This is a genomic window from Arthrobacter sp. TJ-58 (genome assembly GCF_058269295.1).
Genome location: NZ_JBZCNM010000001.1, coordinates 361,187 through 376,089, shown reverse-complemented (window position 1 = coordinate 376,089; position 14,903 = coordinate 361,187). Strand labels below are relative to the sequence as shown.

The following is a 14,903-nucleotide window of genomic DNA, read 5'->3' as shown; positions in this document are numbered from 1 at the left end:
CATAAAAGGACAACGGCAGACAATGCGCCGGCGTTTGATCCGGCGCAGAGCAGATAAGGGAACTCCGTCCCGGGAGGAGGCCTCCCGGGGTGGAGTTGTCCGCTAAATGATGGAGTGCGTCAGCGTTGCAGAGTAGGTGCCGGCCAGGGTGTCGGAAGGTACGGGAACAGTAAGAGTGGCTTGCCATCCCGCCGTGTTATTGCCATACACGCCGGGAGCCGAAACAGCGGGCAGTTCCTGCGACTCTGAGGTCCACTCTGATTTCGTCGGTACAAGCTCACCTGTGGTTCCAACTTTTGACAAGGTTCCTTCCGTGACCTTGTACTTGGAACCGGCAGCCGGAATGGGCTGAGCGTTCTGTACATCAGTGGTGAAGTTAGTCATCGACACCGAAACGTTCCAGGTGCCTTCCACTGCACGGTCATCCGTAACGGTTACGTCGGAAACTTCAAACACGGCCTCGTTTCCCGGGATGAGACCTGTTGCCGGAGTGAGAGCCGATGCAACGGTCATGCTGAGTGCGCCGCCGTCAACCACAATGGAGGCTCCGGTGGAGAAAGGAGGAATGTTCTCGTCCCCATCCACCGCCGAAGCGGGCAGAGCAGCCAGGCCCACCATGGCGGCGGACGTGACGAGGGCAAGAGAAATGCGGGTTATTTTACGCATGGAAGTAGAGACCTTTTTGTTTGAGACAAAACCAATCACCGGTGAGATTTCCGGTGATGGAGGAACGCCAGAGAAAGCGTTTTTTGATTCCCCGATCGCAATCTAACAGAACATTCCTGTATGCCGAAATTCATGCACAAGCATATAAATACATTCAGATTGCGGTTGCAGATTGAATTAACAGACGCCGCACCGGGAATTGGTGACTGACTAGGGCTTTTTCACCTCGCGGTTCCGCGGGGAGGGATTCCGGGTCTCAAACGGAGCCTCCCCGCGCGGATGCCGCATGTGATTAACGGCACCACAATCTGCAGGGGTCTCTACTTCCCACAGGCCCATGATCGTCCCATGGCAGCCTCACGATCCGCCCAAGATCGGCTCAAGATCAGCTCAAGATCCGGAAAGGCTCCCGCATACCCTGGTCCGGGTGAGCCCCGAAATTCGCCCCCGTGCTGTTCCCGCACGTCCCCAAGCAGGTGCCCCAACGGCTCGTTCAGTCAAACGCAGCCCGGTTGCGGTCCACCCACTGCGCAAACGTGCGCGCCGGAGTGCCCGTCAGGGCTTCGACATCACCGGACACCGGGAGGACGGCAGCCTCCGGGCCGAACGTGCCGAACACGGATTCAATGAACACCGGAGGAGCTCCTTGGAACGCCGTCGCCTTTGCCGTTTCCAGATCCAGCCTTTCCGCCCGCAGCTCCCGGCCAAGGACCCCGGAAGCAATGTGGGTCTGGTCCGCGACGGACAAGGCAGCCGGACCGGTGATCGAGTACGCGCCGCCTGCGGGCTCAGCCTCGGACAGCACGGCGACAGCCGCCGCCGCGATGTCGTCCGGATCGACCACCGGCAGCTTCACATCCAGCCAGGGCGCGCGGACCACACCCTCTGTGGCTGCGGCGGACGCCCACATCAGGAAGTTGTAGTCAAAACCGGCGGCCCGCAGGAACGTCGCGGGAACACCGGCAGCGGCAAGAGCCTGTTCCCCGTTGCGGTGGTGGGCCGTAATCAGATTGTCTTCCCCGTACGGCAGTACCGTATCCACGGTGAAGGAGGACAGCAGCACCACATGGTCCAACCCCAGCTCACCGGCAGCCGCCGCAAAGACCGCACCGTCGTCGTCGGCCATGTTCAAAAAGGCACGGTCAATGCCTGCAAGGGCGCGGCGCACGTCAGCTGCGTCGCTCAGGTCCCCCTGCACGACGGCGACACCCTCGGGAGGATCGTAGGCGTCCGGATTGCGGACCAAAGCCACCACGTCATGCTCAGTGCCGGCAAGGCCCCGGGCGACGGCGCCGCCCACGGTTCCGGTAGCGCCTGTCACAAGAATCTTCATCAGAGCCTGCTCCTCACTCCCCTCGGACCATCCGAACGGAACAGTGATAACCAAAACACAACATCAGTGTTCCGAACAATAGGCGGAGAGCGATTGGGTACCATCGTTCCATGACTTCCACCCCCGTTGATTCCACCCAGGAACGTATCCTGAGAGCGACATGCGACCTGCTGGAACAGGGTGGCCGGAGCGCCGTCTCCACCCGTGCCGTCAGTGCCGCAGCGGGCGTGCAGCCGCAAACCATCTACCGGCAGTTCGGTGACATGGCAGGCCTGCTCGACGCGGCAGCCCAGGAGGGGTTCCGCCGGTATCTGGGGTCAAAGTCCTCGGCGGCTTTCGGCGCGGACCCGGTGGCGGACCTGCGCGCCGGATGGGATCTGCACATCGACTTTGGAGTGAACAACCCGGCGCTGTACCTGCTGATGTACGGCGAGCCCGATTCCCGGCGGCAGCCCGAGGCCGCCAGACGAACCCAGGACATCCTGCGGAACCTTCTGGAGGCGGCTGCCCGGGCCGGCCGGCTCCGAATGGATGTCGATGCCGCAGCCTCCCTGATCCATGCCCTCGGCATCGGCGTGGTCATCTCCGCGATCGGCAACAAAGCCGAGGCGGATACCGGACTCTCGGAGCGGGTGCGGGAACTGGCCATTGACGCCATCACCACCGAGGGTGCCCGTGAGTCCTCCGGCGCTCAGCACCCGGACGACGACGCCGCCCGGCACGCAATTGCGCTCCGCTCCCTCGTGCCCGCAGCTTCTTCCGGGCTCACCCCCGGGGAAAGCCTCCTTCTGGATGAGCTGCTCGCCCGGGTTGCCAGGGCAGGAGCCGCACCTTCAACGAATGCCCCGTCCGAAACCACGCCTTAGGAAACTGCCTCTTCGGAGGAGCAGGCCTTCCTATCCGGGAAGCAGTTCCCCCAGGATCCGCGCCAGCTCAGTGCGGTCCTGCGGTTCCAGCACGGAAAAGAACTCATCGGCCTCACGCTTGCGGTCCGCATTGACCCTGGCCCGCAGCTGCTCCCCCTCCGCGGTCAGCGACAGCAGCGTTGCGCGCCGGTCCGAGGGATGCGCGCGGCGCTCCACCAACCCCTTGTCCGCGAGCTGATCAACCACCTCGGTGGCCGAGCGCGGTGCAATCCGCAGCCGCTCAGCGAGTTCCTTCAGCCGCAGTCCCGGCTCGCCGCCGGCATCTTCGCCAGCCGCAGCCGCCCTGCCCACGGCATTCAGTGCGCGGAACTGGTGCGGCGTCAGGCCAAAGGGAGCAAGCTGGTACATCCAGCGCTTCCGCAGTCCCCGGAACGCTGCGTGCATCAGATCCCCCAAGGCAGCCGGATCAGCGGAAGTATTCGTCATACCGCCAGTCTACCCATTTCGCTGCAGCCACATAGTGAGGTAACCTCTGTATTAGTTGCCGTGTACAACGCCGGCAGCGTCAGGAGGACCTTTGGCTAACCCCAGAATCAACACCCGTTCCACCACTGCCGGAAGTGCCCCGCAAAGCGGCGGTCCCGGAAACAACGACGACGGCGGCGGCCGGGGCGGCCGCGGCCCCGCAAAACTCAACCCGGCGGATAAGAAGCAGCTCAGGCAGCACCCCGTCTCCCTTACCCGCATCGCGGCGCTCTTCGCACCGCACAAGGCGACCATCGCCGTCGTCGTCCTGCTGATTTCCGCCGCCTCGGTGGTGGGCCTGGCCCAGCCGTTCCTGGTGCGCGCCGTGATCGATGACGCGCTGCCCCACGGCAACACCCGCCTGCTGGCCCTGCTGACCGCCGCCATGGTGGCCGTAGCCGCGGTGACCGCCGTGATCGGCGTCGTGCAGACCTGGATGGCCACCTCCATGGGCCAGCGCGTCATGCATACCCTGCGCGTGGACCTCTTCACCCACCTGCAGGCGCAGTCGCTGGGTTTCTTCACCCGCACCCGCGGCGGCGAGGTCCAGTCCCGCCTCACGCATGACATCTCGGGCATGCAGTCGGTAGTGACCACCACCGCCACCGGAGTCGCCTCGAACCTGACCACTGCGGTGGCCACCGCCGTGGCCATGGTGGCCCTCTCCCCCGGACTTAGTCTGATTTCGCTGATCGTGCTGCCGCCGTCTATCTGGCTTTCCCGCAGGGTGGCGAAAATCCGCCGCAACGTCACAGATGAACGCCAGCGCGAACTCGCTGCGCTGCACACCCAGGTGGAGGAAGGCCTCTCCGTCTCCGGGGTGCGCCTGGCCAAAACCCTGGGCACCATCCCCCGCGATGCCGAACGCTTCGCGGCACGGTCGGACAAGCTGGTGGGGCTGGAACTGCGCAGCCAGCTTGCCGGCCGCTGGCGGATGGCGACCATGCAGATTGTCTTCGCGGCCATTCCCGCGGTCATTTATCTTGCAGCCGGATTCCCCGCCACCAGCGGCGGGATGACCATCGGCACCCTCGTCGCGTTTACTGCACTGCAGGGCACCATTTTCCGACCGGTCATGGGCCTGCTGAACATCGGCGTGCAGTGGGTGACCGCGCTGGCGTTCTTCAGCCGGATCTTCGAATACCTGGACCTGGTGCCGGATATTCAGGCTCCCGCACATCCGGTGCGGCTGGACCCGGCCGCCGTGCGCGGCGAGGTGCGGTTCGAGGGTGTGCGGTTTGCGTACGACGGCGGCACGGGGGCCGGCACTGTGGACGGCGCCGGGGACAACAGAGACGTCCTGCACGGCATTGATCTCACGCTGCCGGCCGGCACCAGCACCGCCGTCGTCGGTCCCACCGGATCCGGCAAAAGCACCCTGGCTTCCCTGTTGCCGCGGCTCAACGAGGTCAGCGCCGGCCGGGTCACCATTGACGGCGTTGATGTGCGCGAGATTGCGTCCGGGGATCTGGCGCGGATTGTCGGCGTGGTCTCCCAGGAGACTTATCTGATCCACGCATCGGTGCGGGAAAACCTGCTCCTGGCAGCCCCCGGCGCCACGGACGAGCAGCTCTGGCAGGCGCTGGCCGCAGCCCAGATTGCCGACTCGATTGGCGGTCTGCCGGACGGCCTGGACACCTTGGTGGGTGCCCGCGGCCACCGGTTCTCCGGCGGCGAGCAGCAGCGCCTGGCCATTGCGCGCACCATCCTGCGCAACCCCCCGGTCCTGGTGCTGGACGAGGCCACATCGGCCCTGGACAACAGCACCGAGGCGCAGGTGCAGCTGGCCCTGGAACAGCTGTCCGCAGGACGGACCACCCTGACCATCGCCCACCGGCTCTCCACGGTGGAGAACGCGGATCAGGTGGTGGTGCTCGACGCCGGGCGGATCGTCGAGCGCGGCACGCCGGGCCAACTGCGGGCAGCGGACGGTGCGTTTGCCCGGCTGGCCGCTGCCCGGCATGAGATCCGCGTTGGCACCGGGCAGTAGCCGCCGGTTCCGCAGCACCGCCGCCCCGGCGGTTGCGCGCGCGGCCCCCTAGCTGAACGCGGAAAGGCCGGTCACGGCACGTCCAATCAGTAGCGACTGCACCGAGTCAGTGCCCTCGTAGGTGTGCACCACTTCCATGTCCGTCAGATGCCGAGCGACGTGGAAATCCAACAGCAGCCCGTTGCCGCCGAGGATGTCCCTCGCCTCGGAGCAGATCCACCGGGCCTTTTGGGCGCTGTGCATTTTGGCGATGGATGCCTGGGTTCCGGTCCACCGCCCGGTCTCCTGCAGTTCAGCCATGCGCACACACATGAGCTGGATGGCGGTGAGCTCGGCAAGCATGTTTGCCAGCTTGTTCTGCACCAGCTGAAAACCTGCAATGGGCCGGCCGAACTGGGTGCGGACACCGGCGTAGGTCAGCGCCGCTTCATAGCCGGCAATGGCATGGCCCAGGCTCTCCCAGGAGGCACCGCCGCGGGTGGAGGCGAGGACTCGGGACGCGTCGCGGAGTGATTCGGCTCCGGGCAGCCGGTTGTCCTCGGGTATCCGCAGGTTGGCCAGCCGGATGTCCGGCTGCAGGATGGCGCGCTTGCCGATCTTGCCGGTGATCACCTCGGCGCTGTACCCCGCCGGATAGGTGCCGTCGCCGTTCTTTTCCATCACGAAGGCCTTGACCTTGGCATCGGCCTCGTCCCGTGCCCACATGATGACGACGTCGGCAAAGCTGGCGTTGCCGATCCACCGTTTGCGGCCGTTCAGGATCCAGTGCCCGCCCTCACGCCGGGCGGTGGTCTCCAGCTGGGCGGAGTCGGAGCCGTGTTCCGGCTCGGTCAGGGCGAAGGCGCCGATCAGTTCCAGGGCTGCCATCCGGGGCAGCCAGCGCTGCTTCTGCTCCTCGCTGCCGAGCATGTTCACCGTACCCATGGACAGGTTGGACTGCACGCCGATGAAGGTGTTCATGGAACCGTCCCCGCGGGACATTTCCATGGTGGCCAGGCCGGCGGCCAGCCGGCTCATGCCCGGGCAGCCGTAACCGTCAATCGTGGAGCCGATGATGCCCAGGGCCGCGAGGTCCGGCAGTAAGGCGTGCGGAAATTCGGCCCGTTCCCAGTAGCCGTTGATCACCGGCAAGACCTTGTCGTTGACGAAGCCGCGCACCTTGGCTTGGACGGCACGGTCCTGTTCACCAAGGCCCTCCAGCAGCAGGAAGGGATCGGTGTCCCGCGCCCGGGTCAGGCCCGCGGCCAGAGCTGCGGTGTAGTCATCAGTGCTGATGTCCGTGGGCTCAACGGGCGTCATAGGAATACCATCCCTGTCCGGTTTTGCGGCCGAAGCTGCCCTGGTCGTAGAGGTCTTTAAGCAGCGGGTGAGGCAGGTCCGCCGGGTCGCCCGTCTGGTCATACGTGGCCTGGCGGATCAGATAGCTGACATCCAGACCCACAAGGTCCATCAGTTCGAACGGTCCCATGGGGTGGTTCAGCGCGGTTTTCGCCGCGGTGTCGATGTCCCGGAAGTCGGCAACACCGTCCGCGTACAGACGCAGGGCCTCGTCGCGCAGGGCCCCCATCAGCCGGTTGGCAACAAAGCCGGGGATCTCTCGGTTAATCAGCACCGGTGACTTCCCCAGCGACCGGGCCAGTTCCAGGGCGGTGTCCACGGTCTCCTGTGAGGTGCCGGGATGGCGCACCACTTCCACGCACTTCATCACCAGCGCCGGGTTGAAGAAGTGCATGTTGCAGACTTTCTCCGGACGGCCGGTGGAGGAAGCGACGGCGGAGGATCCGAGCGTGGAGGAGTTGGTGGCCAGAATGGCGTGCGCCGGAGCGGCCGCGTCCAGAGCTGCGAAGATGCTGCGTTTGATGTCCAGCCTCTCGGTGGCAGCTTCAATGACGAAGTCAGCGTCGACCGCGGCGTCGGGCAGCGAGGAGGTAAATTCCAAACGGCCCAGTGCGGTGTCGGCTTCTTCCCGGGACAGGGATCCCTTGGCCACCTTGGCCTGCATCCGTGCGGTGAGCTGGCCTTGTGCCTGGGCCAGCATGTCCGTGCTGACATCCTGGACGGCGGTCCGGTAGCCGGCGGCTGCGGCAACCATGGCGATTTGTGATCCCATGGCTCCGGCGCCGATGACCAGGATCTTGTGGATGGTGCCCAATTGTTCTCCTTCTGCGGCGTGCACCGGGCTCACTGTCCCTGGAATTCAGCCGGGCGCTTTTCAATGAAGGCCCGGGCGCCTTCGCGCTTGTCGGCGGTGGTGTAGAGCAGGGACTGGGCCAGGCGTTCAATGACCAATCCGGTGCGCTGGTCGGTTTCGGCGCCGGTCTTGATGACCAGTTTGGCCAGCCGGACCGCCAGCGGGCCCTTGGCCATGATCTGCTCGGCGAGCGTGCGGGCGGCGTCCAGCAGTCCGGCGTCGGGGACGACGTCGGTGACCAGGCCGATCTCCTTGGCTTCCCGGGCGCCGAAGATCCGGCCGGTGAGGATCAGTTCCACGGCGCGGCCCTTGCCCACCAGGCGGGTCAGGCGCTGCGTGCCGCCGGCGCCGGGCAGTACTCCGAGGGTGGTTTCGGGCAGCCCGAACCGGGCGCTTTCGGCGGCGATGCGGATGTCGCAGGACATTGCCAGTTCGTTGCCGCCGCCCAGCGCGAAGCCGTTGACCGCAGCGATGGTGGGCAACTCGTAATCCTCGATGTAGTCATACAGCCGCTGCATATCGGACGCGAGCCCGTCGGCGAGGGTGTAGTCGACCAGCTGGGTGATGTCGGCGCCGGCGATGAAGGCTTTCTCCCCTGCCCCGGTAAAGACCACAGCGCCCACGTCATCCCGGACGGCGAAGTCCTCCAGCGCGGCCCGGATTTCCCGCAGCACGGTTTTGCTCAGTGCGTTGCGGGCTTCCGGGCGGTTGACGGTGATGGTGCCCAGCCGGTTGCTGACCTCGGCGAGGATGGTGGTGTATTCCATGTCCGCCCCCTACCGGAACGCCGGCGAACCGGTGATGTGCTGGCCCAGGATCAGGGTGTGCACCTCGTCGGTGCCTTCGTAGGTGCGTACTGATTCCAGGTTGTTCGCGTGCCGCAGGGGTGAGTAATCCAGGGTGATGCCGTTGCCGCCCAGGATGGTGCGGGCCTCCCGGCAGATGGCGATTGCTTCGCGGCAGTTGTTGAGCTTGCCCACGGAGATCTGCACCGGCTGCAGGGTGCCGGCGTCCTTCATCCGTCCGGTGTGGATGGCCAGCAGGGTGCCCTTCTGGATTTCCAGCAGCATGTTGACGAGCTTCTCCTGGGTCAGCTGGTACGCCGCCAGGGGCTTGTCGAACTGCATCCGCTGCAGGGAGTACTTCAGTGCTTCCTCATAGCTGTCGCGGGCTGCACCCATGGATCCCCAGATGATGCCGTAGCGGGCCTCGTTCAGGCAGGAGAACGGCCCGCGCAGGCCCTTGGCATCCGGGAGCCGGGCGCTTTCCGGCAGCCGGACATCCTCGAAGGTGAGGTCGCACTGGATGGAGGCACGCATGGACAGCTTCGGCTCGATCGGCACCGCGGTGAACCCCGGAGTGTCGGTGGGAACCAGGAAGCCGCGAACACCCTCGTCGGTGGCTGCCCAGATCACGGCGATCTGGGCGATGGAGGCCAGCCCGATCCAGCGCTTGGCGCCGTTCAGGACCCAGCCGTCGCCGTCGCGCACTGCCGTGGTCTGCATGCTGGACGGGTCCGAGCCGGCGGTGGGCTCGGTCAGCCCGAAGCAGCCAATGATTTCGCCCTTCGCCATCCCCGGCAGGTACGTGTTTTTCTGCTCCTCGGACCCCCACTTGTGGATGGCGCTCATCGCCAGGGATCCCTGGACGGAGACGAACGTGCGCAGCCCGGAATCACCGGCTTCCAGTTCCATCGCGGCGATGCCGTATTCCACCGCGCTGCGGCCGGGACAGCCGTAGCCCTGCAGGTGCATGCCCAGCAGGCCCAGCTCTCCCATTTCGCGGGCGATCTCCACCGGGAAGTGGGCGTCCTCGTACCAGGCCTTGATGTTGGGCTTGATCCGGTCGCGGACGAAACCGCGGACGTTCTCGCGCAGCTGAAGTTCCTGCGCGGTCAGCAGTCCGTCCAGGTTGAGCACATCGGAAGCGGCCAGCGGATCGGGGGCTTCGCTTGCGGACGGATTGGCGTTGGGTGCGGAATGTACGGCGCTCACAGGGTTTCTCCTACAGGGGCGGGGGTTGGCTGGACGGCAGCAGGAGCTGCCTCGGCAACCGCAGCAGCAAAGCGCTCCCGCAGCTGGAACTTCTGAATCTTGCCGCTGGGGGTCCGGGGGAAGTCCGGCACGACTTCCACCCGCTCGGGCCAGTAGGGCTTGGCCACGCCCTTGGCCGCGAGGAACGCCTGGATTTCGGCCAGCGTCAGCGAGGTTTCCCCCTCCTTCAGCACAAACGCGGCGCAGGCGGTTTCCTGCAGCCTGGCGTGGGGAATGGAAACCAGGGCGACGGCGTCGACCTTGGGGTGTTCGTAGAGGGCGTTTTCCACGTAGGCCACCGGAATGTTCTCGCCGCCGCGGATGATGACGTCCTTGGTCCGGCCGGCAATGCGCAGATACCCCTCCTCGTCGAGGGTGGCGAGGTCGCCGGTGTCGAACCAGTCGCCCTCGAACTCCGAGCGGGTCTGCTCGAGGCGCCCGGCATAGCCCTGGAACAGGAACGGTCCCTTGACCTGCAGGCGCCCCTCATCCGCGGGCGCGGCCTCGGACCCGTCGAGGTCCAGGACCCGGACCTGCATTCCGGCCAGCGCACGCCCGTCACTGTTAATAATCTTGTCCTGCGGGTCGGAGGGATGACCCATCGTCACCAGACAGCATTCGGTCTGTCCCCAGCCGCCGAAGACACTCAGCTGCGGCAGCCGCTGCTTCGCCCCGGCAATCATGGACCGCGGAATCGGCGCACCCATGCAGCAGAACCGCGCCAGGGAGGAGGTGTCATGGTCGGCGAGGTTCTTCGCTTCCAGCAGGTCATGAAGGAACGGTGTGGCGCCGGAGGTGTGCTGGATGCCGTGTTGTTCCACTAGCTCCACGAACTCCTCCGCGTTCCAGACATCCTGCAGGATCACCGTGGCGCCCAGCTGCAGCGGCAGGGACACCCCGTAGAGGTAACCGGTGAGGTGGGCAAAGGTGGAAGCCATGTGGATGACGGCGTCGCGGTCCATCCCGAGCTTGTCCGGCCAGGGCAGGCTGCCCGCCACCAGGGTGTTGTGGGTGTGCATGACGCCCTTGGGCTCGCCGGTGGTGCCCGAGGTGAAGATCATGACGGCCAGGGAGTTGGGGTCCGGACGCAGCGCCTCCAGCCCGGCGGGGTCGCGCCGCTCCTCCCACGGGGTGTCCATGAACGTTTCCCAGGAGAGGAATCCGTCGTCGTTGCCGGAGGCAGGATCCGCGCCGACCACCAGCACTTGCTCCAGCCCGGGCAGCTCCGGGGCCAGTCGCCGCACCATCGCCGGGTAGTCGAATTTGCGGAACTGCTGCGGCACCACGAGCAGCTTGGAGCCGGCCCGCTTCATCATGTACCCGACCTCCCGGTCGCGGTAAATGGCGATCAGCGGATTGGTGACGGCACCGATGCGCACCGCCGCCAGATGGATGACCAGCCATTCGTGCCAGTTGGGCAGCTGGACGGAAATAACATCGCCGGGGGCGATGCCCAGTTCCAGCAGCCCCAGCGCGCAGCGTTGGACCTTCTCGCCGAGCTCGGCGTAGGTGATGCTTCCCCGGGGGTCCACGGTGGAGACCTTGGCGGGGGTGGCGGCGACTGCGTCGTCCAAATAGTCGGTGAGGGTTTTGTTCCGCCACAGGCCCTGGGCGGTGTAGGCATCGATAGTGTCCTGGGTCAGGAGCATGTCGAAGGTCATCTGGGTGGTTCCTTAGCTCATCGTTGAGGGAGGTGGAGCCTGGGTTAGCGGGGGGGGTGGAGCTCGGGTGGGGCGGGGTGGTGCCGTTTTTAGCTCATGGTGAGGCCGCCGCTGACGGACAGCGTCTGGCCGGTGATGTAGGAGGCCTCATCGGAGGCGAAGAAGACGACGGCGGCGGCGAGGTCGGAGGGCTGCGCCAGCCGACGCATGGGAATGGCCCGTTCCAGTGCCTGGCGCAGTTTGGGGTTTTCCTCGCTGATGCCGGCGAAGAGAGGGGTGTCCGCCGGGCCGGGGCAGACGCAGTTGACGTTCACGTTGCTGCGGGCCATTTCGCGGGCCAGCGTCTTGGAGAGCGCGACGACGCCGCCTTTGGCCGCGGAGTACACCGCTTCGCCGGAGGAACCGACACGGCCGGCATCGGAGCCGATGTTGATGACCGATCCCGAGCCCTGATCGGCCATGACCTTCAAAACCGCCTGGCTGCAGTGCAGGGTGCCGTAGAGGTTGATGGCAATGACGCGGTCCCAGTCGCTGATTTTGCTGTCCAGGAACGGTTCCACCTTGTCCCAGCCGGCGTTGTTGACCAGGATGTCGATCCGGCCGAACTCCCCGGTGACGGCTTCGACCATTTCATCGACCGATTCTCGGGAAGTGACGTCCACCCGCAGGCCGACGGAGTTGTTGCCCAGTGCCGCGGCCGTTTCCTTGGCACTGTCAGCGTTGATGTCGCTGACGACTACGGTGGCGCCCTCGGCCGCCAGCTGTTCGGCGATGGCCCGGCCGATCCCGCTTCCGGCTCCGGTGACAACGGCAATCTTCGAGTTCAGTTTTCCCATGGTGTGCTTCCTTGCAATCGTGGAATGGTTTGGCGGTGCGGCTGAGGCTGCGGTGCTGTGCGGATCAGGGTGCGAACTCGCGGCCGACGGCCTGGCGGGCAATGATCATCTTCATGATCTGTGCGGTCCCGTCGCCGATCTGCAGGCCCAGGACGTCGCGCAGCCGCTGTTCGATCGGCCGGTCGGTTTTGTAGCCGAACTGGCCGTGCAGCAGCAGGCAGTCCTTGACGACGTCGAACGCCACCTTGGGTGCCCACCACTTGCACATGGCCGCCTGCGAGGTGTGCGGTAGGCCTTGATCCTTGAGCCAGAGCGTCTGATAGCAGAGCAGCTGGGCCGCAGCGATCAGGGTCTCGGACTCTGCCAGCGGAAAGGACACGCCCTGGAACTTGCTCAGCGGCTGGTCGAAGGCCTGGCGGTGGGAGACGTACTCCCAGGTTTCATCCACCGTCACCTTGGCGACGGCCAGGCACTGCAGGCCGATCAGGGCGCGGCTGAAGTCGAAGCCCTTCATGACCTGGGTGAAGCCCTGGCCTTCCTCGCCGAGCAGGTGGTTTTCCGGAATCCATGTGTCCTTGAAATGACCGGCGCCGCGGCCGACAGCGGTGGTTCCCATGTCCTCGAAGCGCTCGCGGGTGACGCCGTCGGCATCCAGCGGAACGATAAAGGCGCTGATCCCCCGGCCGCGGCCGCTCTCCGGATCCGTCTTGGCGAAGACCACCACGGCGTCGGCGGACTGGTTGAAGGACATGGACTTGGTGCCGTTGAGCACCCAGCCGCCATCCCGGCGCTGCGCGGTCAGGCGCGGCATTCCGGCGTCGGAACCGGCCTCCGGCTCAGACAGCCCGATCGCGACGATCGATTCGCCGCTGCAGATGCGCGGCACCCACGCGGCGGCGATTTCGGGGCGGGCGTTCTGGGCCAGGATCTGGCCCACCAGGGAACCAACCACCTGGACGTAGGAGACGTTGAAGTCTCCGCGGGCAATCTGTTCCACGATCAGCCCGGAGGTCAGCCGGTCCAGTCCGCGGCCGCCCAGCTCCATGGGAAGCTCGGGGGCGATCAGGCCCAGCGAACCCATTTCCCGGCGCAGGTCGGCCGAAACGAAGCCGTCCTTTTCACGCTGTTTGTAGTCGGGGGCTATTTTCTCCGCGTAGCGGGCGGCCGAAGCCTGATACTCCAGCTGCTGGTCGGTTAGCGAGAAATCCATGGTGACGTCCTTGTCGATCCGGGTACTGACTGTGGGGGCCGGGTGTCGCCGCCGGGCGTGCCGGGCAGGGCGGGCGGGCTAGTGTGAGAGAACGTGCCGGTTGAAGTCGGGCTTGCGCTTCTCGGCGAACGCGGCGGCGCCCTCCTGGCCCTCCGGGGAGGCGGTGAACAGATCCAGGGCGGTCATGGCCATGTTGCTCAGCCCCGCTTGGTGGTCGGTGTCCGCATTGAAGGACTGCTTGAGGAAGCGCAGCGCCGTCGGACTCTTCTCGGCAATGTCGGCAGCCCAGGCCTTGGCCTCGTCCAGCAGCCGGTCGGCGGGGACCACGGCGTTGACCAGTCCCCAGCGTTCGGCCGTCACGGCGTCGTACTGGCGGCACAGGAACCACATCTCCCGGGCGCGCTTTTCGCCGACCACGCGAGCAAGGTAGGCGGAGCCGAAGCCGGCGTCGAAGGAGCCCACGCGCGGTCCGGCCTGGCCGAAGGTGGCGTTGTCGGCGGCAATCGAGAGGTCGCACAGCACATGCAGGACGTGTCCGCCGCCGATGGCGACGCCGTTGACGGCCGCGATGACGGGCTTGGGAATGTCGCGGATGACCTTGTGCAGGTAGCCGATCTCAAACATGCCGGATTCGGTGGGCCCGTAGTCGCCGGTTTCGGCCCGCTGCTTGACGTCGCCGCCGGTGCAGAAGGCCTTCTGGCCGGCGCCGGTGAGGATGACGGCCTGCACGTCGCGGTCCGCCCAGGCCGTTTTGAAGGCCTTAATCAGTTCCTCCACGGTCTGGCCGCGGAAGGCGTTGTAGCGGTGCGGCCGGTTGATCGTGATGACGGCCGTGGCGGCGTCCACTTCGTAGGTGATGTCTTCAAACTGCTGCATGTTGGTACCTTTCGGCTGTGCTGAGGGGTGGAGGTTAGGAGGGGTCAAGCAGGTGGGCATACTCGCTCCGGTATTCCGGGGCGACGACGGCGCTGAGCGCCAGCGCGGTCTGCTTGCGGACATACGCGGAGAAGGTGAGGGAGCGTTCGAAGTACCAGTGCTTCAGGGCCCAGGAGTGGGCCAGCAGCAGCAGGTTGTAGGCGAAGAGGTCGACGTCGGTGGGGACGAACCGGCCCGCGTCCACGGCGTCCTGCACGGCCAGGCGAAGCGGCCCGGAGGTTTCAATCTCCAGGTCCTTGATCCGGCGCCGGCCTTCCTCGCCCAGGGTTTTGGACTCCCGGTAGGACAGCACTGCGGCATGCCGGTGCTCGTCAATCACCGTGCAATAGGCGGCAAAGGCCGCAGCGACACGTTCAACCGGGTCCTCTCCGGCAGCCTGCAATGCCTGCGGGACCTCCGCGGCGAAGGCGTCCAGGACCTGCACGATGACGGCCAGGAGCAGGTCCTGCTTGTTGTCGAAGTACCGGTAGATGAGCCCCACACTGACAGAGGCTTCCTCAGCCAGCGCCTGCATGGAGACCGCATGGGAGCCGTCGCGTTCCATAAGCCGGGCGGCGGCCGCCAGCAGCTGCTGCTCACGCACGTTGGTGCGCGCGGCACGGGCTGCTGCGCCGGGATCTCCGGGTGTCACGGAAAGCTGGGGAGCCATGAATCAA

The 14,903-nt window shown here is 65.9% G+C and carries 14 protein-coding genes; 2 read left to right on the top strand and 12 right to left on the bottom strand.

Annotated features, from left to right (window positions below; genetic code table 11):
• Positions 1 to 102 precede the first annotated feature (102 nt).
• Positions 103 to 705: a hypothetical protein gene (locus AC4D2W_RS01760; RefSeq protein ID WP_490925194.1), complete on the bottom strand. Its 603-nt coding sequence runs from the start codon at positions 703 to 705 to the stop codon at positions 103 to 105.
• Between the two features lie 454 nt (positions 706 to 1,159).
• Positions 1,160 to 1,999 carry an SDR family oxidoreductase gene (locus AC4D2W_RS01755; RefSeq protein ID WP_490925193.1) on the bottom strand — a complete coding sequence of 280 codons (840 nt, stop codon included), beginning with the start codon at positions 1,997 to 1,999 and terminating at the stop codon, positions 1,160 to 1,162.
• A 110-nt stretch (positions 2,000 to 2,109) separates the two neighbouring features.
• Between AC4D2W_RS01755 and AC4D2W_RS01750 the strand changes: the two genes are divergently transcribed.
• Positions 2,110 to 2,865 (top strand): TetR/AcrR family transcriptional regulator, encoded by a 756-nt coding sequence (locus AC4D2W_RS01750; RefSeq protein ID WP_490925192.1) that lies wholly within the window; start codon positions 2,110 to 2,112, stop codon positions 2,863 to 2,865.
• Positions 2,866 to 2,895: 30 nt separating this feature from the next.
• Here AC4D2W_RS01750 and AC4D2W_RS01745 read toward each other — a convergent pair whose 3' ends face one another.
• Positions 2,896 to 3,351, bottom strand: coding sequence for a MarR family winged helix-turn-helix transcriptional regulator (locus AC4D2W_RS01745; protein WP_490925191.1), 456 nt, complete (start codon positions 3,349 to 3,351; stop codon positions 2,896 to 2,898).
• A gap of 91 nt (positions 3,352 to 3,442) precedes the next feature.
• Here AC4D2W_RS01745 and AC4D2W_RS01740 point away from each other — a divergent pair, with 91 nt between their 5' ends.
• Complete coding sequence (locus AC4D2W_RS01740) at positions 3,443 to 5,380, top strand: ABC transporter ATP-binding protein (RefSeq protein ID WP_490925190.1); 1,938 nt, start codon at positions 3,443 to 3,445, stop codon at positions 5,378 to 5,380.
• 48 nt (positions 5,381 to 5,428) lie between these two features.
• On the opposite strand, the gene AC4D2W_RS01735 is transcribed toward AC4D2W_RS01740, so the two are convergent.
• From AC4D2W_RS01735 to AC4D2W_RS01695, 9 genes are all read right to left on the bottom strand, one after another.
• Positions 5,429 to 6,679 carry an acyl-CoA dehydrogenase family protein gene (locus AC4D2W_RS01735; RefSeq protein WP_490925189.1) on the bottom strand — a complete coding sequence of 417 codons (1,251 nt, stop codon included), beginning with the start codon at positions 6,677 to 6,679 and terminating at the stop codon, positions 5,429 to 5,431.
• Positions 6,666 to 7,532: a 3-hydroxyacyl-CoA dehydrogenase family protein gene (locus tag AC4D2W_RS01730; protein WP_490925188.1), complete on the bottom strand. Its 867-nt coding sequence runs from the start codon at positions 7,530 to 7,532 to the stop codon at positions 6,666 to 6,668. The genes AC4D2W_RS01735 and AC4D2W_RS01730 overlap by 14 nt, the downstream gene beginning before the upstream one ends.
• A 29-nt stretch (positions 7,533 to 7,561) precedes the next feature.
• Positions 7,562 to 8,338, bottom strand: a complete 777-nt coding sequence (locus AC4D2W_RS01725; protein ID WP_490925187.1) for an enoyl-CoA hydratase/isomerase family protein — start codon at positions 8,336 to 8,338, stop codon at positions 7,562 to 7,564.
• Between the two features lie 9 nt (positions 8,339 to 8,347).
• Entirely contained in the window at positions 8,348 to 9,505 is a 1,158-nt protein-coding gene (locus AC4D2W_RS01720; protein ID WP_490925995.1) for an acyl-CoA dehydrogenase family protein, read from the bottom strand.
• 56 nt (positions 9,506 to 9,561) lie between these two features.
• Complete coding sequence (locus AC4D2W_RS01715) at positions 9,562 to 11,265, bottom strand: AMP-binding protein (RefSeq protein ID WP_490925186.1); 1,704 nt, start codon at positions 11,263 to 11,265, stop codon at positions 9,562 to 9,564.
• A gap of 89 nt (positions 11,266 to 11,354) precedes the next feature.
• Entirely contained in the window at positions 11,355 to 12,101 is a 747-nt protein-coding gene (locus AC4D2W_RS01710; protein ID WP_490925185.1) for an SDR family NAD(P)-dependent oxidoreductase, read from the bottom strand.
• Between the two features lie 64 nt (positions 12,102 to 12,165).
• On the bottom strand, positions 12,166 to 13,311 hold the full coding sequence (locus AC4D2W_RS01705; protein ID WP_490925184.1) for an acyl-CoA dehydrogenase family protein: 1,146 nt from the start codon (positions 13,309 to 13,311) through the stop codon (positions 12,166 to 12,168).
• Positions 13,312 to 13,389: 78 nt separating this feature from the next.
• The gene (locus tag AC4D2W_RS01700) at positions 13,390 to 14,187 is read right to left on the bottom strand and encodes an enoyl-CoA hydratase-related protein (protein ID WP_490925183.1); all 798 of its coding nucleotides are present in this window, start codon (positions 14,185 to 14,187) and stop codon (positions 13,390 to 13,392) included.
• 34 nt (positions 14,188 to 14,221) lie between these two features.
• Complete coding sequence (locus AC4D2W_RS01695; protein ID WP_490925182.1) at positions 14,222 to 14,896, bottom strand: TetR/AcrR family transcriptional regulator; 675 nt, start codon at positions 14,894 to 14,896, stop codon at positions 14,222 to 14,224.
• Positions 14,897 to 14,903 lie beyond the last annotated feature (7 nt).

Excerpts from the sequence above, each read along its gene's own strand:
- AC4D2W_RS01695 (WP_490925182.1), bottom strand. The coding sequence starts at position 14,896 with ATGGCTCCCCAGCTTTCCGTGACACCCGGAGATCCCGGCGCAGCAGCC.
- AC4D2W_RS01750 (WP_490925192.1), top strand. The coding sequence starts at position 2,110 with ATGACTTCCACCCCCGTTGATTCCACCCAGGAACGTATCCTGAGAGCG.
- AC4D2W_RS01715 (WP_490925186.1), bottom strand. The coding sequence starts at position 11,265 with ATGACCTTCGACATGCTCCTGACCCAGGACACTATCGATGCCTACACC.
- AC4D2W_RS01755 (WP_490925193.1), bottom strand. The coding sequence starts at position 1,999 with ATGAAGATTCTTGTGACAGGCGCTACCGGAACCGTGGGCGGCGCCGTC.
- AC4D2W_RS01745 (WP_490925191.1), bottom strand. The coding sequence starts at position 3,351 with ATGACGAATACTTCCGCTGATCCGGCTGCCTTGGGGGATCTGATGCAC.
- AC4D2W_RS01710 (WP_490925185.1), bottom strand. The coding sequence starts at position 12,101 with ATGGGAAAACTGAACTCGAAGATTGCCGTTGTCACCGGAGCCGGAAGC.
- AC4D2W_RS01735 (WP_490925189.1), bottom strand. The coding sequence starts at position 6,679 with ATGACGCCCGTTGAGCCCACGGACATCAGCACTGATGACTACACCGCA.
- AC4D2W_RS01725 (WP_490925187.1), bottom strand. The coding sequence starts at position 8,338 with ATGGAATACACCACCATCCTCGCCGAGGTCAGCAACCGGCTGGGCACC.
- AC4D2W_RS01705 (WP_490925184.1), bottom strand. The coding sequence starts at position 13,311 with ATGGATTTCTCGCTAACCGACCAGCAGCTGGAGTATCAGGCTTCGGCC.
- AC4D2W_RS01700 (WP_490925183.1), bottom strand. The coding sequence starts at position 14,187 with ATGCAGCAGTTTGAAGACATCACCTACGAAGTGGACGCCGCCACGGCC.